Source organism: Anaerococcus hydrogenalis DSM 7454 (assembly GCF_000173355.1).
Taxonomy (GTDB): Bacteria; Bacillota; Clostridia; order Tissierellales; family Peptoniphilaceae; genus Anaerococcus; species Anaerococcus hydrogenalis.
This window is the reverse complement of sequence record NZ_ABXA01000019.1, coordinates 39167-64878: the sequence shown is the minus strand read 5'-3', so window position 1 is coordinate 64878 and position 25712 is coordinate 39167. Positions and strand designations below refer to the sequence as shown.

28 protein-coding genes are annotated in these 25712 nt (G+C 28.1%); 1 reads left to right on the top strand and 27 read right to left on the bottom strand.

The window, feature by feature from the left end; all coding sequences use genetic code 11:
* Nucleotides 1-75 precede the first annotated feature (75 nt).
* From ANHYDRO_RS02935 to nth, 25 genes are all read right to left on the bottom strand, one after another.
* A complete protein-coding gene (locus ANHYDRO_RS02935) occupies nucleotides 76-609 on the bottom strand; it encodes a glucosaminidase domain-containing protein (protein ID WP_004813266.1) in 534 nt (177 codons plus the stop codon).
* A gap of 80 nt (nucleotides 610-689) precedes the next feature.
* Nucleotides 690-1259, bottom strand: a complete 570-nt coding sequence (gene pyrE / locus ANHYDRO_RS02930) for an orotate phosphoribosyltransferase (RefSeq protein WP_004813264.1) — start codon at nucleotides 1257-1259, stop codon at nucleotides 690-692.
* Between the two features lie 10 nt (nucleotides 1260-1269).
* Nucleotides 1270-2169, bottom strand: a complete 900-nt coding sequence (locus ANHYDRO_RS02925) for a dihydroorotate dehydrogenase (protein WP_004813263.1) — start codon at nucleotides 2167-2169, stop codon at nucleotides 1270-1272.
* Nucleotides 2169-2342 carry an iron-sulfur cluster-binding protein gene (locus ANHYDRO_RS10385; RefSeq protein ID WP_004813262.1) on the bottom strand — a complete coding sequence of 58 codons (174 nt, stop codon included), beginning with the start codon at nucleotides 2340-2342 and terminating at the stop codon, nucleotides 2169-2171. Before ANHYDRO_RS10385 ends, ANHYDRO_RS02925 begins: the two co-directional genes overlap by 1 nt.
* A 44-nt stretch (nucleotides 2343-2386) precedes the next feature.
* Complete coding sequence (locus tag ANHYDRO_RS10380; protein WP_004813258.1) at nucleotides 2387-2776, bottom strand: ferredoxin reductase domain-containing protein; 390 nt, start codon at nucleotides 2774-2776, stop codon at nucleotides 2387-2389.
* A gap of 93 nt (nucleotides 2777-2869) precedes the next feature.
* A complete protein-coding gene (pyrF, locus tag ANHYDRO_RS02915; RefSeq protein WP_004813256.1) occupies nucleotides 2870-3736 on the bottom strand; it encodes an orotidine-5'-phosphate decarboxylase in 867 nt (288 codons plus the stop codon).
* Between the two features lie 277 nt (nucleotides 3737-4013).
* Nucleotides 4014-4547, bottom strand: coding sequence for a CYTH domain-containing protein (locus tag ANHYDRO_RS02910; protein WP_004813254.1), 534 nt, complete (start codon nucleotides 4545-4547; stop codon nucleotides 4014-4016).
* Nucleotides 4547-5227, bottom strand: coding sequence for a metallophosphoesterase (locus ANHYDRO_RS02905; RefSeq protein ID WP_004813252.1), 681 nt, complete (start codon nucleotides 5225-5227; stop codon nucleotides 4547-4549). The genes ANHYDRO_RS02910 and ANHYDRO_RS02905 overlap by 1 nt, the downstream gene beginning before the upstream one ends.
* Nucleotides 5224-7131: an ATP-binding protein gene (locus ANHYDRO_RS02900; protein ID WP_004813249.1), complete on the bottom strand. Its 1908-nt coding sequence runs from the start codon at nucleotides 7129-7131 to the stop codon at nucleotides 5224-5226. The genes ANHYDRO_RS02905 and ANHYDRO_RS02900 overlap by 4 nt, the downstream gene beginning before the upstream one ends.
* A complete protein-coding gene (locus ANHYDRO_RS02895; RefSeq protein WP_004813247.1) occupies nucleotides 7124-8155 on the bottom strand; it encodes a metallophosphoesterase family protein in 1032 nt (343 codons plus the stop codon). The genes ANHYDRO_RS02900 and ANHYDRO_RS02895 overlap by 8 nt, the downstream gene beginning before the upstream one ends.
* Nucleotides 8152-8721, bottom strand: coding sequence for a histidine phosphatase family protein (locus ANHYDRO_RS02890; RefSeq protein ID WP_004813245.1), 570 nt, complete (start codon nucleotides 8719-8721; stop codon nucleotides 8152-8154). Before ANHYDRO_RS02890 ends, ANHYDRO_RS02895 begins: the two co-directional genes overlap by 4 nt.
* Nucleotides 8722-8772: 51 nt before the next feature.
* On the bottom strand, nucleotides 8773-10968 hold the full coding sequence (locus ANHYDRO_RS10375; protein WP_004813243.1) for an ABC transporter permease: 2196 nt from the start codon (nucleotides 10966-10968) through the stop codon (nucleotides 8773-8775).
* A 326-nt stretch (nucleotides 10969-11294) separates the two neighbouring features.
* Nucleotides 11295-12272 (bottom strand): hypothetical protein, encoded by a 978-nt coding sequence (locus ANHYDRO_RS10370; protein ID WP_004813241.1) that lies wholly within the window; start codon nucleotides 12270-12272, stop codon nucleotides 11295-11297.
* Nucleotide 12273: 1 nt separating this feature from the next.
* Nucleotides 12274-12975: an ABC transporter ATP-binding protein gene (locus ANHYDRO_RS02880; RefSeq protein WP_004813239.1), complete on the bottom strand. Its 702-nt coding sequence runs from the start codon at nucleotides 12973-12975 to the stop codon at nucleotides 12274-12276.
* A 4-nt stretch (nucleotides 12976-12979) separates the two neighbouring features.
* A complete protein-coding gene (gene smpB / locus ANHYDRO_RS02875) occupies nucleotides 12980-13423 on the bottom strand; it encodes an SsrA-binding protein SmpB (RefSeq protein ID WP_004813238.1) in 444 nt (147 codons plus the stop codon).
* Nucleotide 13424: 1 nt separating this feature from the next.
* Entirely contained in the window at nucleotides 13425-15527 is a 2103-nt protein-coding gene (gene rnr / locus ANHYDRO_RS02870; RefSeq protein WP_004813236.1) for a ribonuclease R, read from the bottom strand.
* Between the two features lie 77 nt (nucleotides 15528-15604).
* Complete coding sequence (gene secG / locus ANHYDRO_RS02865) at nucleotides 15605-15832, bottom strand: preprotein translocase subunit SecG (RefSeq protein ID WP_004816836.1); 228 nt, start codon at nucleotides 15830-15832, stop codon at nucleotides 15605-15607.
* Nucleotides 15833-15941: 109 nt separating this feature from the next.
* Nucleotides 15942-17237 carry a phosphopyruvate hydratase gene (eno, locus tag ANHYDRO_RS02860; protein WP_004813233.1) on the bottom strand — a complete coding sequence of 432 codons (1296 nt, stop codon included), beginning with the start codon at nucleotides 17235-17237 and terminating at the stop codon, nucleotides 15942-15944.
* 21 nt (nucleotides 17238-17258) lie between these two features.
* Nucleotides 17259-18011 (bottom strand): triose-phosphate isomerase, encoded by a 753-nt coding sequence (tpiA, locus tag ANHYDRO_RS02855; RefSeq protein ID WP_004813231.1) that lies wholly within the window; start codon nucleotides 18009-18011, stop codon nucleotides 17259-17261.
* Nucleotides 18012-18020: 9 nt separating this feature from the next.
* Nucleotides 18021-19217: a phosphoglycerate kinase gene (locus ANHYDRO_RS02850; protein WP_004813229.1), complete on the bottom strand. Its 1197-nt coding sequence runs from the start codon at nucleotides 19215-19217 to the stop codon at nucleotides 18021-18023.
* Between the two features lie 47 nt (nucleotides 19218-19264).
* Nucleotides 19265-20272, bottom strand: coding sequence for a type I glyceraldehyde-3-phosphate dehydrogenase (gene gap / locus ANHYDRO_RS02845; RefSeq protein ID WP_004813228.1), 1008 nt, complete (start codon nucleotides 20270-20272; stop codon nucleotides 19265-19267).
* Nucleotides 20273-20346: 74 nt separating this feature from the next.
* Nucleotides 20347-21273: a thioredoxin-disulfide reductase gene (gene trxB, locus ANHYDRO_RS02840; protein WP_004813226.1), complete on the bottom strand. Its 927-nt coding sequence runs from the start codon at nucleotides 21271-21273 to the stop codon at nucleotides 20347-20349.
* Nucleotides 21274-21285: 12 nt separating this feature from the next.
* A complete protein-coding gene (locus ANHYDRO_RS02835; protein WP_004813224.1) occupies nucleotides 21286-21744 on the bottom strand; it encodes a tRNA (cytidine(34)-2'-O)-methyltransferase in 459 nt (152 codons plus the stop codon).
* Nucleotides 21737-22570, bottom strand: coding sequence for a Cof-type HAD-IIB family hydrolase (locus ANHYDRO_RS02830; RefSeq protein ID WP_004813223.1), 834 nt, complete (start codon nucleotides 22568-22570; stop codon nucleotides 21737-21739). The genes ANHYDRO_RS02835 and ANHYDRO_RS02830 overlap by 8 nt, the downstream gene beginning before the upstream one ends.
* Entirely contained in the window at nucleotides 22567-23232 is a 666-nt protein-coding gene (gene nth / locus ANHYDRO_RS02825; protein ID WP_004813220.1) for an endonuclease III, read from the bottom strand. Before nth ends, ANHYDRO_RS02830 begins: the two co-directional genes overlap by 4 nt.
* Before the next feature lie 78 nt (nucleotides 23233-23310).
* Here nth and rodA point away from each other — a divergent pair, with 78 nt between their 5' ends.
* Nucleotides 23311-24486, top strand: coding sequence for a rod shape-determining protein RodA (rodA, locus tag ANHYDRO_RS02820; RefSeq protein ID WP_004813218.1), 1176 nt, complete (start codon nucleotides 23311-23313; stop codon nucleotides 24484-24486).
* A gap of 9 nt (nucleotides 24487-24495) precedes the next feature.
* Here the strand turns inward: rodA and ANHYDRO_RS02815 are convergent, their stop codons facing one another.
* Both ANHYDRO_RS02815 and ANHYDRO_RS02810 read right to left on the bottom strand, forming a co-directional pair.
* On the bottom strand, nucleotides 24496-25032 hold the full coding sequence (locus ANHYDRO_RS02815; RefSeq protein WP_004813217.1) for a TIGR01440 family protein: 537 nt from the start codon (nucleotides 25030-25032) through the stop codon (nucleotides 24496-24498).
* A 63-nt stretch (nucleotides 25033-25095) separates the two neighbouring features.
* Entirely contained in the window at nucleotides 25096-25614 is a 519-nt protein-coding gene (locus ANHYDRO_RS02810; protein WP_004813216.1) for a V-type ATP synthase subunit D, read from the bottom strand.
* Between the last annotated feature and the right edge of the window lie 98 nt (nucleotides 25615-25712).

Below are 25712 nucleotides of genomic sequence, written 5' to 3'. Positions count from 1 at the left end.
CTTTTGTAGAAATTCCATTATAATATTTTCCTTTTTCACTTAAATAATTTTCTTTTAAAAATTTAGCTACGTGAGCTATTGACTCACCCTTATCTTTAAATTTAGTTGCTGCATTAATTGGATCTTGGTCAATAGCATTAAAACCAAAAAGATTATTTTTTCTTTAGCAAGATATGAATGTCCATTTCCCGTTTCATGTTTTGCCATGGCCATAAGTAAAATAGCATTTATTCCATTTTTTTCTTCAGCTTTTTTAAAATCTTTTCCAAGACCTTGTAAATTTGTATTTTTAAGACCATATTCAAGCTCTTCTGCTGTTAGATTGGTCTTATTTGTTAAATATAACATTGAATTCTTACTAATTTTATCAGAATCATTATTTTTTAATTCTTCTAAATCTTTTTCTAATTTTTCAAATCTTTTTAATCTAGATTGTTTTAAACTTAAAGTTTCATTGCTAATTTCATTTACTCCACCAATCAAATTATCTCTTTTGTCCTTATTTTTTGCAGCAAAAGACGATCCTTCTAGTCCTGTTGATAGAACAAGCACAAGGATTATTGCTAAAAGAGATAAAAATGATATTTTAAGATTTTTATTTTTTATCATTTCTCATCCTTTTTTTGATATGTAAATAGTAACAAAACTGTTACAATTATTATATCATTCCTTGTGCTTTCTTGCAAATCTTATTTTCTAGAGCCAGGTTTTACTGCAGGTGTATCTTTTAAATCCTCTGGAAGTTTATCAGGATCAAAGGTTTCAATTTCTAATTTAGTAGCTGATAGTACTTTAAAACCATTGATTTCATCTACTGAGGACCTATTTACAATAGATGTTAAAGCATTTACTTTTGCCCCGTATTTTTTAACAACATCTACTGTTTCAAACGAAGATTTACCTGTTGTAATAACATCTTCTACAATAATTACATTAGTTCCCTCTTTTATATCAAATCCTCTTCTTAAGGTCATTATATTATCAACTCTTTCTGTAAAAATTGCCTTTACACCTAAGGCTCTTGCTACTTCATAGGCTATAATTATTCCACCCATAGCAGGTCCTACACATAAATCAACTTTTATTCCAGCTTCCTTTACTCTTTGGGCAATTTTTTCGGCAACCTCTTGACAGTAAACAGGATTTTCAATTAATTTTGCACATTGAATATATTTTCTTGTATGTTTACTACTTGATAATAAAAAGTGTCCGTCCAAAAGTGCATCTGATTTTTTTAATAATTCTATAGTTCTATCCATTTTATTCCTCCTAAATAATATTTCTTATTTCTTCTAATGAATTTAATTTTTCTTTTTTCATATAAGTTTCTAAATCTTCAATTATATTTGTCATAGTATTAAAATCGACAAAATTACTAGTTCCAACTTGTACAGCACTTGCTCCTGCCATAATAAATTCCAAACAATCTTTATAATTTGAAATTCCACCCATGCCAATTACTGGTAAGCTTGTTGCTTTACTTGCTTCATATACCATTCTTAAGGCTATTGGTTTTATACATGGGCCAGAAAGTCCTGCTGTTTTATTTTCAAAAACTGCTTTTTTATTATCAACATCTATAGCCATTGCATTAAAGGTATTTACTAAAGAAATACAATCGGCACCAGAGTTTTCAGCAATTTTTACAAATTCTTTTATATCTCCAACATTTGGTGATAGTTTTACCATCAATACTTTTTTTGTTGTCTTTCTTACTTTTTCAATTACTTCACAAGCTTTCATGGGATCTGTTCCAAAAGCCATTCCCCCTTCTTTTACATTAGGACAAGATATGTTAAGTTCAATAATTGGAACACTAGTTTTATCTAAAAGTTCACAGCCTTTAACATAATCTTCAACACTATGTCCACCAAGATTTGCAATTGTAACAGCATCTTTTTTTTCTAAAAATGGTAATTCTTCTTTTATAAAATATTCAATTCCAGGGTTTTGTAAACCGATTGAATTCATAATTCCAGAAGCAGTTTCATAAATTCTAATCCCCTTATTTCCTAAATTTTTATGTAAGGTTAATCCTTTTGAAGAAATTCCTCCAAGTTTATTCAAATCGATAAATTCTGCAAATTCTTTTCCAAAACCAAAAGTTCCACTTGCAGCAATTATTGGATTTTTAAATTCAATCCCACAAATATTTACTTTTAAACTCATTAGAAAATCTCCTTTGAATCAAATACTGGTCCTTCTTTACAAACTCTAATAAATTCACCCTTAGAATTTTCAACCGTACAGCCTAGACAAGCTCCTATCCCACAAGCCATATGAGCTTCCATAGAAATTTGAATTTCAGTATTTTTATTTTTACTTGAAAGAGTTTTTAGCATTGGATTTGGACCACAGGCATAAATAATGTCATATTTTTCTGTATCTATTTTATCAGTAATAAAAATTTTATCTTTTTATCAATTGTTACGGTTTTTTTCTCTACAAAATCTTTAAAATAATCTGTAAAATATTCCTCATCGCTAAAACCTGCATAAAAATCTGCTTTTTGATCTAGGGATTTTGCAAGGTATAAAAGAGGAGCAATTCCAATTCCTCCAGCAACTATAGCTGCTTTTTTCCCTTTTTTTATTTCAAAGCCCTTACCCAAAGGACCTAATAATTTTACTTTAGATCCTTCTTTTAAATCACTTAAAATTTTTGTTCCCACACCCTTAACTTGGTACAAAAAAGACATGGTTTCATCATCTTGATCACATACGCCAAAGGGCCTTGAAAGAAGGGGTGAGTTTCTAAAACTATCACACCTTAACATAAAAAATTGACCAGGTTTTGCATTTAATTTTGTTTTTACTTTACAAAAATAAATATCATCTTTTATTTTTTATTAAATATTAGCTTAGCATCCCTATAAGATTGCATTATCTTGGATTTCCTTTCTTGTTTCTATACATTTTTCTCTTGCATAAAAACCTACCTTATCTTGGCCATCTTCATAATTCATATAATTTTTAAGAATAGCCCTAGATGAATTTACGACTCCTCCATTTAGAGAGTTTAAAAGATTATATACATTTAAAGAATCTGCTTTTTGTGCTCCAAAACCAGGTATTAAGAAAAACATGTTTTTATATCTTTTCCTTATTTTTTCAACTTCTTTTTTATGAGTTGCACCAACTACAAGACCTATTGGACCATACCCAGAATTATCTACAAATTTATCATTTAATTCTTTTAACTTATCGCCTATGGTATAGAATAATTTGCTATCATCTTTTAGTTTTAAACATTCAAAATCATTTGCACCTGGATTTGATGTTCTTAATAGGACAAATACTCCCTTGTCATTATTTTTTATAAATTCTAAATAAGGAGAAATTGAGTCCATTCCCATATATGGATTTAAGGTCATAAAATCAGCTTCAAAGTCTCCTGAAAAATGTGCTTTTGCGTATTGACTTGCGCTTTGTGCAATATCAGATCTTTTTACATCAGCTATTGATAAAAGGTCATTTTCACTTAAATAGGATAGGGTCTTTTTGTAAGCTTTCATACCTTCTATTCCATATGATTCATAATATGCTATTTGTAATTTATATATTGCACAAACATCTTTAGTGTTATCTATTATTTCCTTATTAAAATCAAATAATTGATCACATATGCTTTTATTTTCTTTCATTTTTTCTGGTATGTAGTCAAGTGATGTATCAAGTCCTACACATACAAAACCATTTTTTTCTACTTTCTTATAAAGTCTTTCCATTAATGTCATATTCTAATATTCCTTTCTCATTTTTTAACATAGATGATTTAAAAAATACAATTTATTCTAGTTGAAGGCTCAAAAAAAAAGAGTCCCTAACAACTTCCCATTAAAATAATTGGAAAATTGAAGAGGACTCTTAATTATGTCTTCTGCTAAATTAAATATTTCAATTAAATCATTTTTGTATAAATCTTTTGCACTAGGCGAATTTTTAATCTTTAGCATTTGACACTCCTTTTTTTGTTTTTTCTATTATACCAAAGGAGTTTTTATACGTCAACAACTATTTGTAATTTTCTATTAATTCGTTAATTGATTCTGTTGTAACATTTTCTCTATCTATTTCAAACTCATCTAAAATCTCATCCATCAAGTTTAAGTTGGTAAATTCAATTTCCATGTAGGCTTCTGGATATACATTTTTTGACCAAATATCTATATCAAATTTTTGTCCTTTGTAAGAATATGAAATTCTTTCTTTGTCTCCAACATATTTTTCTACTAAACCAATTTCTTCTAAAATTTTAATCATGTTTGAAGTTGAATCAATTGTTGTTGTATATTCATTATTAACCCTCACCTTATCTTTGCTGTCTACAGATTCTTTAAAGGTTAATTCAGTTCTTTCTCTTTTGTCATTTAAGGTTTTTTCCCTAATTCTCAAATAACCATTTGAAAATTCGCTAGCATTTTTTGGTGCAAATGTATGGTTTTTTTGAATTTCTACTCCAATAAATTCTGCCCCTTTTTCTTCTAATTTCTTTTTCATTTCTTCTACATCAATTTTTAGTACTTTGATTTCTAATTCTCTATCCATTAACTTATCCTTTCTGGCAAAAAATCTATATAGTCTCCTGCCACACATTTTATTTCTATATCGTCTACTATACCTTCAATAATCTGTTTGTGCCCTTGTCCATGTAGATGACCATATATCAAACATTTTACTTGAAAATCCTTGCAAATTCCAAAAAATTCATTTAAAGTCTTATCGCTATTAATGGGTGGATAATGAAGCATCACAATTTTCTTCTTATTTTCTTTGTTATATTCTAAAGAATTTTTTAATCTTTGAAGTTCCCTTTTAAAAATTTTTTCATCGTGATCAGTAAATTCACTGTTATCCCTACTAATCCAACCACGAGTTCCACAAATATCATAACCTTCTATAAAAAAAGAATTATTTTGTAAAAAATCTATTGTTTCTAATTCAAGGTCATTCAATTTCTTTAAGGATTGCCACCAATAATCGTGATTTCCTTTCAGCATTATTTTTCTGCCATTTAGTTGATCAAGCTTTTTAAGGTCAATAAAGGCATTATCAATATCCATAGCCCAGGAAATATCCCCAGAAATTAGTACAGTATCTTCTTTTTTTACAATTTTATTCCAATTATTAAAAATTTTATCTTGATAATTGTCCCAAGCTTTTCCAAATATTTCCATTGACTTTTTTTCGGTATAATCAAGATGCAAATCTGCTATAGCATAAATCATATCTTATCCATATCCTTTACTTCTATTTCTATGCCCTCAGCCTTTAATATTTTTTCTTCCCTATCATGGCAAGTAAAATAAATCATTTGAAATTGATTTGAAAGATCTAATAAATATAACAAGGCAGTCCTTAATCTCTTATTGTCATAATTTATAAAGGCATCATCAAAAATCAAAAAAGAATTTTTTATTATATCCTTTGAAATTGAAAATCTTAAGGAAAAATTAACCTGGTCAAAAAATCCCACAGATAGTTTATCTAAGCTAATTATTTCATTATTTTCATTATAAATAATTGGGTTTAGCTTATCATCTAATCCTATATTTATATATTTTCCCATAGAAATTTGACCAATAATTTCACTTATACGATTAGAAATATTCTTCCTATTATGATCTAATTTATTCTCATTTAATTTTATTAATTCTATAGCCTTCTTAGATGCTTTTATTTTAATTTCTAATTCTTGCTCTTCCCTTTTTAACTTATTTATATCATCAACTAAATCAATTTCTTTAGAAATTTCATCTTCTATTCTTGCTAATTTTTTTTCAAGTTTTAAATTATTATCTAATAAAGTGCTATAGGATTTTTCATATTTTTTTATTTCTTCTTCAATTTTTGAAATGTTAAAATCTTCAATTTCAAATTCACTTATATCTTCACTTATTTCTTGTTTTTCAAGAATTTTTAATATTTCTAAAATTTTATCTCTTTCAATTATAAGTTTTTCATATTCCATATAGTCTTCTTTTGCTTTTTCGTAGAGAGATTTTGTAGAAACTGAAATTTTAGAAAACTCATTACTGATTTTTATATTAAGATTATTAATTTCTTCTTTTTTATTTATATCCTTTGATTTAGTTTTAAAATAATAATATATAAGAATAGGAATAATAAAAAATAAAATGTAATATTTTTTAGTAAATATTGAAACTATTAATAAAAGTGATGAAATTATAAGCAAAGAATAATTATTTTTTTTATTAGATTCTCTATAAAATTCAGCCTTTCTATCTAAAAGATCATCTACTTTTTCGAAGTAAAGTTTATCTATAGTCTCAAATTTTCTGTACTTTTTTAATTTCTCATCTAATAAAGCTAAGGAGTCTTTCCTAGACTTATATTCAATATAATTTGAATTAGCCTTATATTTTCTGTAATTATCCCTATCATTTTTTAACTTTTCTAGGATATTTTTAATATTATTTATATCTTCTCTTTGTTTTTTTAATTTTACAATGTCGCTATTATAGAATCTTCTGATATTTTTAATATTTTCAATCTCTTTATATTTTTCTTCTAATTCTTTTTTATTTTTTGCAAAAGGTTTAGTGTAAGCTCTAGGACTTCCTATTTTATTTAAAATTTCTTCAATATTTTCGACAGCTTTTAATTGAGAAAACACAAGATCTGAAGACGGATTTTTTAAAAAATCAACAAGCTTTTTCTTAGAATCCTTATCAATATTTTGCATTTGATAATTATCTATTATACTTTTATATAAACTATAATTTAAATCCAAAAAATATTCTCCAGGATAGGATAGATTAGACTTTTTGCTTTCAATTTCCTTATTCGTAGATAAATCATGTATCTTATAAGATCCATCTTCAAAATTTCTTTCAATCCTATAATCCTTACCATCAGAAGATAAAATAATATTACCAGCATATTTATAAGATCCTATCGGCTTATATTTTTCTTTCTTATAGGAAAAATTTCTTTTATTATTTCCTACATCAAAGCCATAAAATATACCCTCAATAAAGTCAGATATGGTTGATTTTCCACTTTCATTATTTCCATAAATTAAATTAAAACCCGGTTTTAAAATGATAGTTTTATTTTGGAATTTACCAAAAGATATTAAATTTATTTCTTTGATGAATATTTTATTCATTTTTGCTCCTCAAAATAGCATCAAAACCAATTTCTAAACATCTTTTATTTATCTCATCATCCATATCTAAATCTTTAATACTTTCATAAAAATCTGAAAGTAAAGTATTATTATATATTTTTGCCATATTAAAATAATAATCCTTATTTTTTAAAAAATTTATTTTTAAATAGGATAAATTCAACTTATCTTTTAGTTTTTTTTCATTTATAAAAATCTTATCATAATTAGAAAGATTTAAAGTAAGAAAATTATATTTTTTATCTAGTATCTTATCTAAATATATTTCAAAGTCTTGGTAATTTTTATAATCATTTAAATCTAGGTCTAATTCTTTAAAATTCATTTGTGAAAAGTTGATAAACTTCACCCTTCCATCTTCAAAAATATTGTAACCAAATTCACTTTTATCCTTGAAACTAGAAGGTTCTATACTTCCTACATAAAAAATCTTATCAGAAAAAGACTTTCTTTTATGGATATGTCCAAGACCAACATAGTCAAATCCCATTTCCTTAATTTTTTCCAAATCAAGATTCATATATGAAGAGTTTATTTGGTCAAATTCACCATGTCCTAAAAAAATATTAAAATAATCATGGTTTAAATTAATATTATAGTTAAATCTTTTATCAAATATCCTGTCCTTATAAGAAATCCCATAAATTCTTACATTCTTCTGTTCAAAAAATTCTATTCTATGACTAGAAAAAATATGGAGATTGGATGGGATATCTAAGAAAAATATTTCATTTTTTGAGTCAATATAATCATGATTACCACAAATATAGTAAATATCTTTTTTAAAATCTCTAAAAAGATCAAATAATTTTTGGTAGTCTTTCAAAGTAAAAAAATCTCTTTCGTAAAGATCTCCAGAAATTAATAAAAAGTCCTTGTCTTGGTTATCTTTAAGGATTTTTTCAAAACTATCCCATCTAACTTTTCTAATAAGCCTACTATATTTAGAAGAAAAACTTAACTTATCTGCTAGGTGTATATCAGAAATATGGGCAAATTTCATATTAAATTCACGCACTCTATCATTTTTTTATTATCACTTATATCAAACACTGTAAGTGAACCATTGTCTATCCAAAAATTTTTAAAATTATCTAAATCTTTTAAAACTGTAAACAATGAAGACCTAATAGCTATACCATGACTTACACATAATATATTTCCATCAAAAGTTGATTGTTCTTCCATAAAATCATTTAATCTATTAACCAAATCCTCTACACTTTCACCATTGGGATATCTAGTTGTATAAGGATCTTTTTTTAATTTTTCATAGAAATCTTTATATTTTTTTCTAGTATCCAAAACTTTTTGTCCCCTAAAGTCTCCAAAATTTAATTCATTTAATCTCTCATCTTCAATGGATTTATCAAATCCCAAAAATTTTGCAGTTTCCTGACTTCTTATTAATTTTGATGTAAAAACTTTATCTATCTTATATTTTTTTAAATTTTCCCTACTCTTACAAAGGTCAATTCCTGCATTTTTAGCAAGTCTAGTTTCAGGAGTAGAAAATCTCCATTCTTTATTTGATTCTGTTAATCCATGTCTTAAAAATATTATTTTCATATAATCACCTTTACTAATTATAACACATAAAAAAGCAGGCTCGAATGCTTTTTATTCGCCTGCTTTCATTGCTTCCGCCATATTTATTTTTTTTAGTTTAAAATGAACAATTATCATTATTAAAAATGAAGTAAATAGGGTTATAAAGGCTGATATTACATATGATGACAAGTGAGTTTTGTTTGAAATAAAAATCCCATCTGGTGCAACTACATTTAAAACATACCTTAACATTATATATCCTAAAATATAACCAAGAATTATACCTAAGATTGTTAAAATATAAGTTTCTCTGTAAATATAAGCTGTTGTTTCTCTAGGGTAAAATCCTAAAACTTTTGTTGTGGCTAATTCTTTTTTTCTTTCGCTAACATTAATATTAGTTAAATTATATAAAACAACTACCGCAAGTATCATTGAAACTAAGGTTATTATTGCTATTACCAAATTTAAATTTGCCATTAAAGAATCCATTCTTTCATAAAATTTATTTGGCTCTATTAATGCCTGGCTAATTTTATTAGACAAAATTTTATCCTTTGTTTTCTTGTCAGACTTTACTATATCTCCATTAAAACTTACATTCTTGTTAAATATATTTTTATAGGCATCTTTAGACATATAAATATAATCATCTATATAGTTTTCAGAAATATCCTTTACCTTAACTTTTTTTGTCCTATTATCTAAGTCAAATTCTAAATCTTTATCTAAATTAATATTTTTAGATAAATTTTTACTGATTATAACACTTTTATCGTTAAAATCAATTTTATTTTTCTTCTTATCTCTTATATTAATAAATTTATCCACTTTTGATACATCATCAAATACTATTAAGTTAACTTTCATATTTCCCTTTTTTGTGGAAACATCAACTTTCTTATATAAGATTTTTAAAGACTTAGCATCATTTAATATTTTTTGGTAAGATTTTTTATCACTTTCTTTTACATTTTCATCAAAAAGTGAAATGTAATCATATTTAGTAATTTGTCCTCTTTGAATTTTTGAAGTATCTTTCACAGAATCTGTCATTGCAAAACCGAAAAATAAAAGAGCTGTGCACCCACCAATACCAAAAATCGTCATAAACATTCTAGCCTTATACCTAAATAAGTTTCTAAAGGTAATTTTTGTCATAAATGAAAGTCTTGTCCATATAAACTTAATTTTTTCTAAAAATATTCTAGAGCCTTTTTTAGGAGCTTTTGGCCTTAGTAAATCTGCAGTTTGTTCCTTTACTTCACTTATACTTGTAAAATAAACTGTTAAAGAAATTAAAAGAGTAGATAAAAATATAGTAAATAAGGCTATCCAAAAAGAGTTAATAAAATCTAAGGATAAAATATCAAATCCTGATGAATAAGCATTAAATATAATCTTACAAATTAAATATTTTCCAATGATACACCCCAAGATAGAGCCTAAAATTGTAGGAATTAAGGCATAGATAAAAAATTTTCTTCCTATATCAAAATTACTATAACCTAAAGCCTTTAAGGTTCCATTTTGAACTCTTTGTTCTTCAATATATCTTTTTATAGTAGTTAAGGAGACTAAAAGGGCTATAAAATAGAAAAATGTAGGAAAAACTTTAGATAATTCATCCATATTTAAGCTATTTTTATAATAAGTATCGATGGATTTATTTGAAAAGATATCATCAATTTCATAAGTAGGATCAACTAAATTTACAAGATTTTCTCTTGCATCTTTTATTTTTTTATATCCTCCATCTATCTCTTTTCGGGCCTTTTTAGCTTCCTCATCAAATTTTTTATTTGCTTGATCTAATTTTCTCTGATTTTCTAAAAGATTATTAAAATTCTTAGCTAATTGATTTTTTCCATTTTCTTTTTGATAATTAAATTCTCTAAGTCCTTTTTGGTATGAACTTAAAGAATTATTTAATTTCTCTTCATTTTTATCAAGTTCTTTTTTTGCTTGGCTTAATTTTTTAGATGATTGGTCTTTTTCATCATTTAATTTCTTAATAGATGTTTCATAAAGAGATTTTTTCTTATCTAAATCACTTTTTACCTTATCTAACTTTCCTAAATTTTCATTTATTGGTTCCATTGCCTTATTATAAGATAGGTCAAATTCTTCTTTTCCTTTTTTATATTCTGAATTTAAAGCTGAAATCAGTCTCTTACTTTTTTCAATCTTAAAATATAAATTTGATTTTTTTTCATTTAAACTTTCTAACTCATTTTTTAACTTTAATATTTGGTCTTTATTCAAATTATTATCACTAGCGTTAGAAAGTGTTTCTAATTTAATGCTTACATTTTGGATCTTTAAATTTATATCGTCAAGGCTTTTCTCATAATTAGATAAGCTTAAATTTTCATCATCAATTTTTTTTGCTAAATTATCTAAAGAAGTTTTTTTATCTGAAAAACTGTTTTCAATTAAAGACTTATTAGCTATTATTTCATCATAATTTTTATTTACTTCTTTATATCCTTCATCTAATTTTATTTTGGAAACTTCAAGTTTTTTCTCGTTTTCTCCTATATTTTTATTAAATGAATCTAAATTTCTTTTATAGGCTATTTTTCCTTCATTTAATTTTTAAATCCTTGGTCGATTTGATTTTTTGAGCTAGCTAAGGTCCTTTCTCCACCTAGAATTTTTGTTTTATATTCATTTTCTGCCTTATTATAAGCAGAAAGACCATCTAATAATTTTTGATTAGCGTCAATTAACTTATTTTTTTCATCTTTTAATTTTTTCTCATTATCATTTAATTCATCTTCTTTTTTATCAAGTTTTTTATTAGTATCGTCTTTTAATTTCTTTAGTACTTGGCTAGGTCGGTTTTTAAAATCTTCTTTTAAATTCTTTCTCTTATTTTTCACGTAAGTTTTATATTTTTCAGAGAACCTATCCATATTTCTCGTTTTTTTATAAGTAATATCAACTTGGCTAATCTGATCTTTTTTAAAATTATTTTTATTGATATAGGCAAATCCATAGACCATTTCTTTGCCCTTTATAGACATATCTCTTAAATCTTCCATCAAATATTCAGAAGAATTTGCAAAACCAACTACCTTATAAGTTTTATTTTTTAATAAATCATTTATTTTATCATCCTCAAGTGCTTTAAAACTGATATAATCTCCTATTTTATAATCATCTTTATATAATTTATCTAAGATTATTTCCTTATCATTAGATATTTTTTTACCTTCGATGATATTTAATTTTTCTATATCTTTATCAAATGATTTAACTGATACAAGCTTATCTTTTGCGTACAAGTCGAGATTATTTCTATAAGATATCTTATCTATATCCTTATCTTTTTCGATTATTAACTTATCTTCATTTTTTATTCCATAACTTGCCCTTATACTAATATCTGGGTGCTTATTTTTATTTAAAGTTTTTCCTAGAGTTTTTCTCATAGAAGGTCCAGTCATAAAAAGAGCAACCACAACCATAGAAGCTAGCATAATCATTATAAATATAGAAAAAATCTTTCCCTTAGTCTTTTTTATATCCCTAAAAATTGACTTATAATAATTATTTTTTTTCATTTTACCACTCTATATCTTCAACATTTTTTGGATTTTCATTCTTATATGAATTTACTATTCTACCATCCTTAAGCTCATACACCTTATCTGCTATATCTTTTATAGCTCCATTATGGGTTATAATTATAACTGTAGTATTTAGATTTTTAGCTGTATTTTGTAGTAATTTTAAAATTGATTTTCCAGTTTTATAATCTAGTGCTCCGGTTGGCTCATCACATAATAAGAGTTTTGGATTTTTTGCAATAGCCCTTGCTATTGCAACTCTTTGCTGCTCGCCACCAGAAAGTTGTGATGGAAAAGAATCTTTTCTATTTGAAAGTCCTACCTCATCCAAGGCCTTACTCGCATCCATATTATCTTTTGCAATTTCACTTGCAAGCTCAACATTTTCAATACTAGTAAGGTTTGGAATCAAATTATAAAATTGAAAAACAAATCCAACATCATCTCTTCTGTACCTGGTCAAATCTTTTTCATTCATATTAGATAATTCTTTCTTATCTACTATAATCTCTCCTTGGCTTAATGTATCCATTCCACCAATCATATTTAAAAGAGTTGTTTTTCCTGCTCCACTAGCTCCTACTATTATAATCAGTTCCCCTTGTTCAATTGAGAGATTTATATCATTATTAGCAACTATCTTGTTTTTCCCAACTTTAAAATATTTATATACATTTTTTAATTCTATATATGCCATAATATTAATAATTCTTGAGTGCTCTTTCTATTTTTCTTTTAGCATCATTTTTCTTAATTGTTTCTCTCTTGTCATAATTTTTCTTACCCTTGGCAAGGGCAATCTCAGCTTTAATAAGTCCTTCTTTTAAATAAATTTTATTCACAATCATTGTATATCCTGCTTGAGAAACTTTTCCTATAAGCTTATCAATTTCTTTTTTATGAAGTAAAAGTTTTCTAGTTCTAATTGGGTCAATATTTTTTTCGTATGATTGTTTATAAGGAGTGACGTTCATATTGTAGATAAATAATTCGCCCTTATAATCTCCAACATGTGATTCTTTAATTGAAACTTTCCCTTCCCTTATACTTTTGACTTCATTTCCTTTTAGTTCAATTCCAGCTTCATATTTTTCTTCCAAAAAATAATCATGCCTTGCTTTTTTATTGTTTGCTAATATTTTCAAATTATCCCTCCATCAAATCAAAATCAATATTTCTCTTATCTAGATCGACATTTTTAACTTCTATCATTACTTTTTGCCCAATCTTATATCTTTTATTCTTGTCTATATTAATACAGCTTAGTTTATCCTCTATATATTCGAAATGACTATCAGAAAACTTATACATAAAGCAACCTTCGACAGTATTTTCTAATTCTACAAAGATACCAAAATCTGTTATTGATGAAATAATTCCTTCAAATCTTTCTCCAATAAATTTTTTCATGTACTTACACTTATAAAGATCTTCCACATCTCTTTCACAATCTTCACTATTTCTTTCTGTAATAGACAAGTGTTCGGCAAATTTTGAAAGCTTCTTTTCAAGTGAGGTTTGGTTTATAGACTCCAATTTATTATCAATAAAATCTTTAACCAATCTATGGACAATAAGGTCTGGATATCTTCTTATTGGAGCTGTAAAATGTGTATAATATTTTGTGGCAAGACCAAAGTGCATATCTCTATAATTGGTATATTTTGCCTTTCTCATAGTCCTAAGCATCAACATATTAATAAGACTCTCATCATCTTTTCCTTTTATTTGTTTTAAGATATCTTGAAAATCTTTTGGATGAAGTTCTTTTCCCTTAATATTATATCCAAGAGTATTTAAAATATTTTTAAAAGATTCTACCTTCTCTTCTTTTGGCTTCTCATGAATCCTGTAAATTGATGGAAAATCCATGAAGGCAAATAAACTTGCTATAGTCTCATTTGAAACCAACATAAATTCCTCAATCATCTTATTTGCAGATCCTCTTTCAAATAAAGAAATATTTAAAACATCGCCTTGATTACTTACATCGATTTGACTTTCAGTAAAATTAAAATCTATAGACCCTCTTTTCTCTCTTTTTTTCTTTAAAATTTTATATAAGTCATTAAATAAATCCAATTTCTCTAATAAAACTTCATCATCATAAACTTTTTTATTATAATCTAAATAATCATTTACATCGTCATAGACTAATCTATAATTAGACCTTATAAGAGCCTTATATATCTTATAGTCTATTACCTTACCCTTATCATTAATTTTCATCTTTAAACTTAAAGAAAGTCTATTTTCATTAGGATTTAGTGAACAAATACCATTTGATAACTCTTCTGGTAACATTGGGAGTACTAAATTATATAGGTAGGTTGAATTTCCTCTTTGGTAGGCTTCTTTATCAATTTCACTTTTTTCTTTTACATAGTGACTTACATCAGCTATATGTACATAGAGTATATAATCTTCATTATCTTTTTCTATTGATATTGCATCATCAAAATCTTTTGAATCCCTACCATCGATGGTAACTGTAAAAAGATCTCTTAAATCTTCTCTATTTTTAACCTTAGACAAGTCCACATCTTTTTCAATAAAAACCGCTTCTTTTTTTACTTTTTTAGAAAAATTTTCCTTCAGACCATGAGATTTTACAATAGAAATCAAATCCACATTTGCCTCATCTTTGTTTCCTAAAACTTCTATAACCTTACCTTCAGGCGATCCTTTTTTGGGGTAATTTATTATCTCAACAAGAACCTTATCATTGCTTTTGGCTTTTTTTGAATTTTTTTCATCTACGTATATATCAGATGTGATATTATTAGAATCACTTATTACAAAACCAAATCCCTTATTTTTTTGATAAAGTCCAACTATCTTATTTGAATTTCTTTCGATAATTTCAACTACTTTTCCCTCAGCATTTTTACCAAATTCCTTATTTTTTATTATTTTAATCCTAACCCTGTCCAAATTATTGGCAGTATTAAGATTATTGGCTGAAATAAATACATCCTTAAAGTCTTTATTGTCAGAAATAAAAAATCCATATCCACCTTGGGCTAGATTTATTTGACCAATCAAAGACTTATCTTCTGTGCTTAAAGGGTGAATTTTCTTTTTTGAGCTTATTTTAATTTCATTATCTTTAGCAAGCTTTTTTATTATCTTTTTTACATCTTTTTTTATATATTTATCACAATCCAAGTACTTTAACATTTCTTTAATAGTCATTGGTTTGTAATTTTCATCATTAACTATATTTAAAATTAAATCTTTAAAATTCATTTTTTCTCCTATTAAAAAAGAGGCTAGTAAAAGCCTTTTTAACTTGCTTAACAAATTAAAAATTTCTACTAAACCCCTTAGCTTATTGCAAGTAGTATTGTACTTAATAAAAATAAGACAACACCAGCAAAAATTACAACTTTGTCTAACATTTCATTTTTTGATCTGTGAGCGCTTCTACCAAAAACATTTGTTTCTTGACCAGCAAGTGTTCCTAGCCCATCAGTTTTTGGTTCTTGTAAGGTTACAGCTATAACCAAAACTACAGAAGCTATCATCAATAATACTGATAATACTGTTGTCATCTGACACCTCCGTTTTCATACTATTTTATAATATCATAAAAAGATAATTATTACAATAAAAAAGAGGGGCTTAATAATATTTTACCCCTCTATTTACCATTTTATAAAATTATTTGTTAATATTATAGAATGCTTTTAGTCCTTTAAATTGTGCTGTATCAAATAATTCATCTTCTATTCTTAGAAGTTGGTTATATTTTGCAACTCTATCTGTTCTTGATGGAGCTCCTGTTTTAATTTGTCCAGCATTTACAGCTACTACTAAATCAGAAATTGTTGTATCTTCTGTTTCACCAGATCTGTGAGAAACTACTGCAGTATATCCTGCTTCTTTTGCCATTTCAATAGCATTTAGTGTTTCTGTTAATGAACCGATTTGGTTTACTTTTATAAGAATTGAGTTAGCAACTCCTTCTTTGATACCTTTTTCAAGTTTTTTAGTATTTGTTACGAATAAGTCATCACCTACTAATTGAACTTTGTTTCCAAGTCTTTGTGTAAGTTTTGCCCATCCTTCCCAGTCATTTTCATCTAAACCATCTTCGATAGAAATGATTGGATATTTTTCTACTAATTCTTCTAACCAGTCTATCATTTCATCTTCTGTTTTAACTGTACCTTCTCCATCTAAGTGATATTTTCCATCTTCTTTGTTGTAAAATTCACTTGAAGCACAGTCCATAGCTATATAAACATCTTTTCCTGGTTCATATCCAGCTTCTTTTATAGCTTCACAGATAATTTCTAGAGCTTCTTCATTTGATTTTAAGTTTGGAGCAAATCCACCTTCATCACCTACAGCTGTGTTGTAGCCTTTTGATGAAAGAACTTTTTTAAGATTGTGGAATACTTCAGCACCAATTTGTAAAGCGTGAGCAAAGCTTTCAGCTCCAAGTGGGAAAATCATAAATTCTTGAATATCAACTGAGTTATCAGCATGTTCTCCACCATTTAAGATATTCATCATTGGTGTTGGAAGAAGCTTTGCATTTGTTCCTCCGATATAATTATATAATGAAACGCCTTGTTCATCAGCTGCTGCTTTTGCTACTGCTAAAGAAACACCTAGGATTGCATTTGCACCCAATTTTGCTTTATTTTCTGTTCCATCAAGTTCAATCATTGCTCTATCAACACCGATTTGATCAGAAACATCATAAGTGAATTCTAATTCTTCAGCAATAATTTCATTTACATTTTCTACTGCTTTAAGAACTGATTTTCCTAAATAATAATCTTTGTCACCGTCTCTAAGTTCAACAGCTTCCCATTCACCTGTTGATGCACCTGATGGTACACTTGCTCTTCCGAATCCGCCTTCTTCAGTTGTAACTTCAACTTCTACAGTTGGATTTCCTCTTGAATCTAAAATTTGTCTAGCATATACACTTGTAATTAAGCTCATCTTATTCTCCTTATATTTAAATTATTTTTTATGATTAACTAATTTTTCGAAATCTTCTGCCTTAAGGCTTGCTCCACCAATAAGACCACCATCAATATTTTCTTTAGCTAAAAGTTCTTTAACATTATTTGGTTTCATTGATCCACCATATTGAATTCTTATTTTTTGAGAACAATCTTCACAGAAAGCTTCTTTTATATAGTTTCTGATAAATAAACACATATCATCAGCATCTTCAGCTGAGGCAGTTTTTCCAGTTCCTATAGCCCAAATTGGTTCATATGCAATTATTACTTTTGTAATATCTGAACCTTCTATTCCCTTAAGATCTTTTTCAAGTTGATCTTTAACTTTTTCTTCTTGTTTGTTAGCTTCTCTTTCCTCTAAAGTTTCACCAACACAAAGAATTGGAGTTATATCATGATCTAGAGCTGAAAGAACTTTTTTATTAATTAATTCATCGTCTTCTTTGAAATATTCACGTCTTTCTGAATGTCCTAATATTACATAATCAGCTTTAATATCATTTAACATTGTTGGAGAAATTTCTCCTGTGTAAGCTCCACTTTCTTCATAGTGCATATTTTCAGCACCAAATTTTATATCAGAATCTTTTAATATTTCACTAGCTAGTAAAAGGTCAATTGCTGGTACGCAAACACCTTTCTCAACACTTTCATCAAGGTCAAGTTTTACTAACTCTTCTAGCAAAGTTTTTGCTTGGCTAGGTGTCATATTCATTTTCCAGTTTCCTACTATTACTGGTGTACGCATATTTACTCCTTATTTTTCGTCAATACAATCTATTCCTGGTAGAGTTTTTCCTTCTAAAAATTCAAGACTTGCTCCACCACCAGTTGATACGTGAGTGATCTTATCTTTTAGACCTGCAAGTTCAATTGCAAGTGCAGAATCTCCTCCACCTACTATTGTAATTGCATCTGATTCTGCAAGGGCTGCTGCAACCTTATTTGTACCATCTGCGAATTCTTTTATTTCAAATACTCCCATTGGTCCATTCCAAACAACAGTCTTAGCTTCTTTAATTTTTGATGAGAAAAGTTCTGCAGTTTTTGGTCCTATATCTAGGGCTTCTTTATCTTCTGGTATAGAGTCAATATCAACTATCTCAGTTTCAGCACCTGCTTTGATTTCATCTGCTATAACAACATCTACTGGTAGTAGAATTTCTACGTTGTTAGCTTCAGCTTTCTTGATTAATTCAAGTGATAAATCCATCTTATCTTCTTCTAGAAGAGATTTACCTATTTCTTTTCCTTGAGCTTTGAGGAAGGTATAAGCCATTCCTCCACCTATTAGGATTGTATCTACTTTAGTTATTAGATTTTCGATTACCCCAATCTTATCAGATACCTTAGCTCCACCAAGGATTGAAACAAATGGGTGTTCTGGGGCTTCTAGTGCCTTACCCATTACGTCTATTTCTTTTTCTATTAGGAAGCCTACTGCTGAAGGAAGAATGCTTGCTACTCCAACGTTAGATGCGTGTGCTCTGTGGCTTGTTCCAAAGGCATCATTTACATATAGGTCTGCAAGAGATGCTAGCTTTTTAGCAAATTCAGGATCATTTTTTGTTTCACCAGCAACATATCTTGTATTTTCTATTAGGCAAACTTCACCTTCTTTAAGATTTGCTACTTCTTCTTTAACTTTGTCATCAACTACTTCTGGGCTTGGGAAGAAGTGGAATTTATCTTTGTAGTGATTCTCTAGCCAATCTGCTACAGGTTTTAGAGCAAATTCTGGCTTAGCTTCTCCCTTTGGTCTACCTAAGTGGCTCATTAGGATTACCTTAGCATCATTTTCTAGTAGGTAATCAATTGTTGGAAGAGCTGCTCTAATTCTTGTATCATCAGCAATTTCTTCGTTGTTTTCTTTTGATAAAGGAACATTGAAGTCAACTCTTACAAGAACTTTTTTTCCATTTACATTTAAGTCATTTACTGTTTTTTTATTCATAATTCTCCTCTAAAAAAGGCGAGAATAATATCTCGCCCGTTTAACTCTTAAAGATTTGCTAAGTAATCAAGTGTTCTAACTAGGTTAGATACGTATCCCATTTCATTGTCATACCATGCAACAGTTTTAACAACTTGAGTTCCATTTGCTCCTTCAACTATTTTTGTAAGTTGAGAATCAAATACTGAACCTGCTGGGTATCCTACTATATCGCTTGATACAATATCATCTTCTGTATAAGCAAATGCATCTGATGAGTATTTTTTCATAGCTGCATTAACTTCTTCAACAGTAACTTTCTTTTCAAGAACTGAGTAAAGTTCTGTGATTGATCCTGTTATTGTAGGAACTCTTAATGCTGATCCATCAATTTTTCCTTCAACTTCTGGAAGTACTTTACCTACAGCTTTTGCAGCTCCTGTAGATGCTGGAATTGTATTTTGTGCTGCAGCTCTACCACCTCTTAAATCTTTTTTAGTAGCTGGTGTATCTTGGATAGCTTGAGTTGCTGTATAAGCGTGGATTGTTGACATTTGTCCTGAAACAAATCCAAATTCATTTTTCAATACATTAACCATTGGTGCTAAGCAGTTTGTTGTACAGCTTGCTCCTGAAACTACTGTTTCTGATCCATCAAGAATTTCATGGTTTACACCATATACTATTGTTTTTAAGTCACCTTTTCCTGGTGCAGAAATTAGAACTTTTTTAGCTCCAGCTTTGATGTGTGCTTCAGCTTTTTCTTTTTCTGTAAAGAATCCTGTACATTCAAGAACTATATCAACACCTAAGTCTTTCCAAGGTAAATCTTCTGGATTTCTTTCAGCAAATACTTTTATTTCTTTACCATTGATTTTAAATCCATCTTCTGTTAATTCAGCATCTCCGTTGAATCTTCCTTGAGCTGTATCATATTTGAATGCATATAATAAACCTTTTTTATCAATAAGGTCGTTGATTGCAACTACTTCGATATTTTCTTCTACTTCAGAGATTCTTCTTAATGTAAGACGTCCAATTCTTCCAAATCCGTTAATAGCTACTTTTGTTGTCATTATTTCCTCCTAAGTGCTTTTCAATGTGTTTTACAATAATTATTTTACTAATTGTCGTTTTTTTGTCAAGTTGTCTACCACTCGCCATTTTCGATGTACTTGTTTGCCATCTCACTTGCAATACATCCATCACTTGTTGCTGTTACCATTTGTCTAATTTTTTTGACTCTGGTATCTCCAACTGCAAATACTCCCTTAACATTTGTTTTCATATCTTCATCAGTTGGTATATAACCATTTTCAAGTTTTACTTGATCTTTAAACAAATCAGTTTGTGGGATATTGCCTATATATATAAATACCCCAATTGGACTATTATCATCATTTTTTATTGATTTTAATTCTCCATTTTGAGTATTTTTTAAAATTAATTCCTTAACTTCAGTATCTCCCTTGATTTCATTTACTGTATAGTTAAGTAAAAAGTTAATTTTTTCGTTTTCCTTACACCTATCAATCACTGTTTGACTTGCTCTAAGGCCCTCTCTTCTGTGAATTATATTTACACTTTTTCCAAATTTTGTTAAATATAAGGCTTCTTCAAGAGCAGCTTCACCACCACCTACTACATAAATGTCAAGTCCTTGGTAAAATGGTCCATCACATGTTGAGCAGTATGATACTCCTAGATTTGCAAATTCTTTTTCACCTTTTACATTTAATTTCCTGTGACTTGCACCAGTTGATAAGATTACAACTTTTGCTTCATAAACCTCATCTTTTGTGTAAACTTTTTTTATGTCACTAGTTAAATCGACTTTTGTAACTTCTTTATATTTTATATCACAAAATTGCTTTGCTTGCTCTTCCATTCTTTCAGATAAGGCAAGTCCACCAGCACCTTTCATTGATCCTGGATAATTTTCTACATGTTCTGTTGTAGCAATTTGTCCACCTGAAATATCTTTTTCTAAAATCAATGTTTTTAATTTAGCTCTACCTGCATATAAACCTGCAGTAAGTCCAGCAGGACCTGCTCCAATAATTATTACATCTAGCATATAACCACCTCTTTATATTTTAAAATTATTTTGTCTAAGTCCCTCATAAAGTACTATAGCAACAGAATTTGCCAAATTAAGGGACCTATTTAATTTCTTTGTCATTGGAATTGTATAAATTTTTTCCTTATATTTATCCAAAATCTCTTTTTCAATTCCTTCTTTTTCTCTACCAAATATGAAATAATCTCCATCTTTATAGGAAATATCGGCATAATTTTTATCACTGCCTGTTTCAATTAAATAAATATTTTTATCTTTAACATAGGTAAAAAATTCATCTAAGGAATCGTGTACTACTAAATCAAGTTTATCCCAATAATCTATCCCTGCCTTTTTTAAACTTTTATTAGAAAAATCAAATTTAAAGGGTCTTATAAGGTGTAATCTTGATTCTGTCAAAACACAGGTTCTTGAAATATTTCCTACATTTCCCGGGTGTTCTGGTGAAATTAAAACAATATTAAACATTAGAATTTTTCTCCAAAACTATGTTTATGGCTTCTACAAGACCAAAATCATCATTACTTGATACTATATAATCAGATATTTTTTTAACTTCATCAATTGCATTTCCCATAGCAAAAGATAAGCCAACATTAGATAACATAGGAATATCATTGTCTTGGTCACCTATTGCTGCCATTTCTTCTTTACTTATACCCAAAAGATTTCCAATCTCACTTAAACCCCTATACTTATTAACATTATTTTGCATGATTTCTATCATTCCATAGGCTGATGTTGTTGGATAAAGTCCCATATCTGAAACTTTTTCTAGAATTTTTCTTTCTTCCTCAGGTTTTTTTATATCTGGAAATATCTGAAATTTAAAGGCAGAATCTTTTCTTAATTCCAATTCTTTTAAGGGATTGGTAGAAAATGAGAAATTTACTTGAAAGTTCATTCCATATGAAGAATTATTTTCTAAATGATCAAATCTTTCTGGCCATATCCTATTTGAATAGTAAGTATCTTTATCATAAAATTGATAAAAAAACTTGTTGTTTTCGCTAAAATTAATTAATTCTTTAACTTCTTCGTGTTTTAGAGGATTTTCATATATTAAATTTTCTTTATTTATAAAAGCCAAGGCACCGTTATTAGTAACCATGGGATTATCTAGTCCTGTCAAATCCATTAAATATCTAACTGATGGGGTTGCCCTTCCTGATGTAAATACGAATTTTATTCCGTTCTCATCAAGTTTTTTTAAAGCTTTTATTGTTTTTTCTTGTAATATTGAATTACTATCTAGACTTGTTCCATCCAAATCCATAGCAAATAATTTTATCATTTTCTCTCCTTATAATCTTCACATAAATCTCTTAGGTCACATTCTTCACATAGGGGATTTCTTGCCTTACATATTTTTCTTCCATGTGCAATTATTTGATGGTGAAGCTTGGACCATTTTTCTTTAGGTAAATTTTTTCTAAGATCTTTTTCTGTATTTAAAACATCCTTACTGTGGGCAAGGCCTATCCTATTTGAAACTCTTTGAACATGAGTGTCCACAGCTATTGCATCAATTCCAAATGCATTACTCATTACAACATTTGCTGTTTTTCTTCCAACTCCTGGAAGTTTAATGAGATCTTTCATGTTAGAAGGAACTTCTCCATCAAATTCTCGAATTAGCATTATTGATGCATTTTTTATATTTTTTGCCTTATTTTTATATAATCCGCAAGTTTTAATATAATCTTCTATTTCTTTTATATCCATTTTTGAAAAATCTTCTGGCTTATTAGCATATTTGAACATATGGTTTGTAACCTTATTTACCCTTACATCAGTACATTGGGCAGATAAAATTGTAGCAACCAATAGCTCAAATGGTGTCGTAAAGTCAAGAAAACTTTTTTCTAAGTTTGGATATAAATTATCGAGTCTTTCTATTACTTCATTAATTTGCTTCTTATTTAAAATAACTATCACCTCTTTACCGGATATCATTATACCCCTTTATGGAAAAATATTAATTGAAGAATACTTATTTCTATTATATAATTAATTTTGAATTGGAGTGATGAAATGTTTAATTTAAAGAAAAAAGAATTTGAAAAATTTGACTGGCCCTTATTTTTAAGTGTTGCCTTTTTAAGTATTTATGGACTAATTGTCCTTTATTCGGCATTTTCTGGAAATATTTTAAAAATTCGAAGTCAAATATTTGCTTCTATATTAGGATTTATTTTTATAATCTTAATTTGTACTATGGATATGGATGTCATAAAAAAAGCAGCTTATCCGATTTATGGAATTTCGCTAGCCCTTTTGATTTTGACCATATTTTTAGGACAAGGTGAGCAACAATGGGGTTCTAATTCCTGGTTAATTTTAGGACCTATCCAAATACAACCATCCGAAATCACAAAAGTTGGTATAATTTTTGCCCTTTCTGCTTATCTAGAAAAATATAAAGATGATATTAATGACCCTAAAAGATTATTATTTACTATAGTTTTTGCAGGTCTTCCAATTTTATTCATCTTGTTGCAGCCAGATTTTGGAACAGCCATGGTATATATATTTTTTATAGCAGTGATGTTATTTTTAGCTGGTCTTTCTTGGAAATGGATAATCTCCCTCCTCCTTCTTGCAGGAGTATTTGGTTTAATTTTACTATTAAATCTAGAAGGTTATAGGGCTGACAGAATCCATGATTTCTTAGATCCATCAAGAGATACATCAGGAAGTGGTTGGCAACAACAACAAGGGCTAATTGCAATTGGATCAGGTATGTTTACCGGAAGGGGATATATGAAGGGTACCCAAGCCCAATATGGATATATTCCTGAGAAGGAAACTGACTATATTTTTTCAGTTCTTGCAGAAGAGCTAGGCTTTATTGGAGCTGTACTTATGCTAGTAGCTTTTGTTATAATTATTTATAGACTTTTAATTATAAGCAAGAATTCAAAAAATTCTTTTATATCATTTATGGTTTCAGGTATTTGTGCAATGTTTTTTATACATATATTCGAAAATGTTGCGATGACAATTGGTTTAATGCCGGTAACTGGAATACCTCTTCCATTTTTCTCATCTGGAGGAACATTTTTACTAATTTGTTTTGTAAATATTGGACTTGCCCTTTCGGCTTCAATGCAAAAATCATCATATGATATAGAAGATACAAGCGAGTATGAGACAATTAAATTTAATAATATAAAAAAAATAGCTTTGCAAATTGCAAAGCTATTTTAAATTTAAAAATTATTCATATCTTGCCCTTATCCCACCAATTAATTTAGGCCTTGATTTAAGGGCAGTCAAATGAGCTGAACCAATATTTTTTACACTTAACCTAAGAGGAACTTGAACAAATTTTATATGCATACCTATATTTGCATCACCAATATCCATACCAAAATCTCCACTTATATGTTCTATAACAACAGGATCTTTAAAGTTTTTATAAGCTGCTGTAGCAAAAGATCCACCAGCATGAATTTTTGGTACAACTGATACAATTTCATACCTATCTCTTATGGCAAGGTTTTTTTCAACTACAATAGCCCTATTTATATGTTCACATCCTCCAACTGCAAGATAAATTTTTTTCTCATTTAAAATTTTAAGAAGTGTTGTTACAATTATTTCTCCTACTTCTTCTCTAGAATGAGATCCAATATTATAACCTACAACTTCAGAAGAAGAACCGCCAAGAACAAAAACATCTCCTTCTTTTGCATGGCTTTTATCAAGAATTTCAAGACAAGCTGCCTCTATATCATTTTTTATCTTATCCATAAATCCTCCTTATATATCTTTTTTATAAATATACCCAATAAAAAAAGATAAATGATATATCATTTACCTTTTTGAATTTTTTTTATCCTTAACCATTTTTGTTTTAGAAAATTCTTCTCTTTCTCTTTCTTCTATTTGACCTGAAATGGACTTTATTATAGACTTATAATTTGGAATTTGTACTTTCTCTAGAGAATTTACCTTCTTTGAAGTTTTTTTGATTTCAGTATCCAAATTTTTAATAGTTGTATCAAGTTCTGCTAATTTATATACCTTTTCTTTCAAATCATTCAAAGAAATAAGAGCTTCATCAAACAAAGAATTTGTTAGATTTAATGAATATGACAAGTCTAATTTCTTTTCATCAAAACTAATTTCAAAAATTTTTGTTTGCATAAATTTTTTCTCTTTTAAAGATATGGAATTATCTATCGGAACAGATAAGGCTATTGATTTTAGCCTATCTTCCCCAGTAGTAACTATAGCCTTTTTAATATTTTTCTTAACATCTTTAATATAAGAATTTACAATCTTATTTAATTCATTTCTTTGGTTTATTTTTGCATTATACTGACCAATCAAGGCTTTTCTTTTTTATCAAGAATATCATAACCCTCGTTAATCAAGTCAAGTTGACTTTTGGCCTTCATTAAATTTGCCTTTGTTGGAGCAAATTTTGT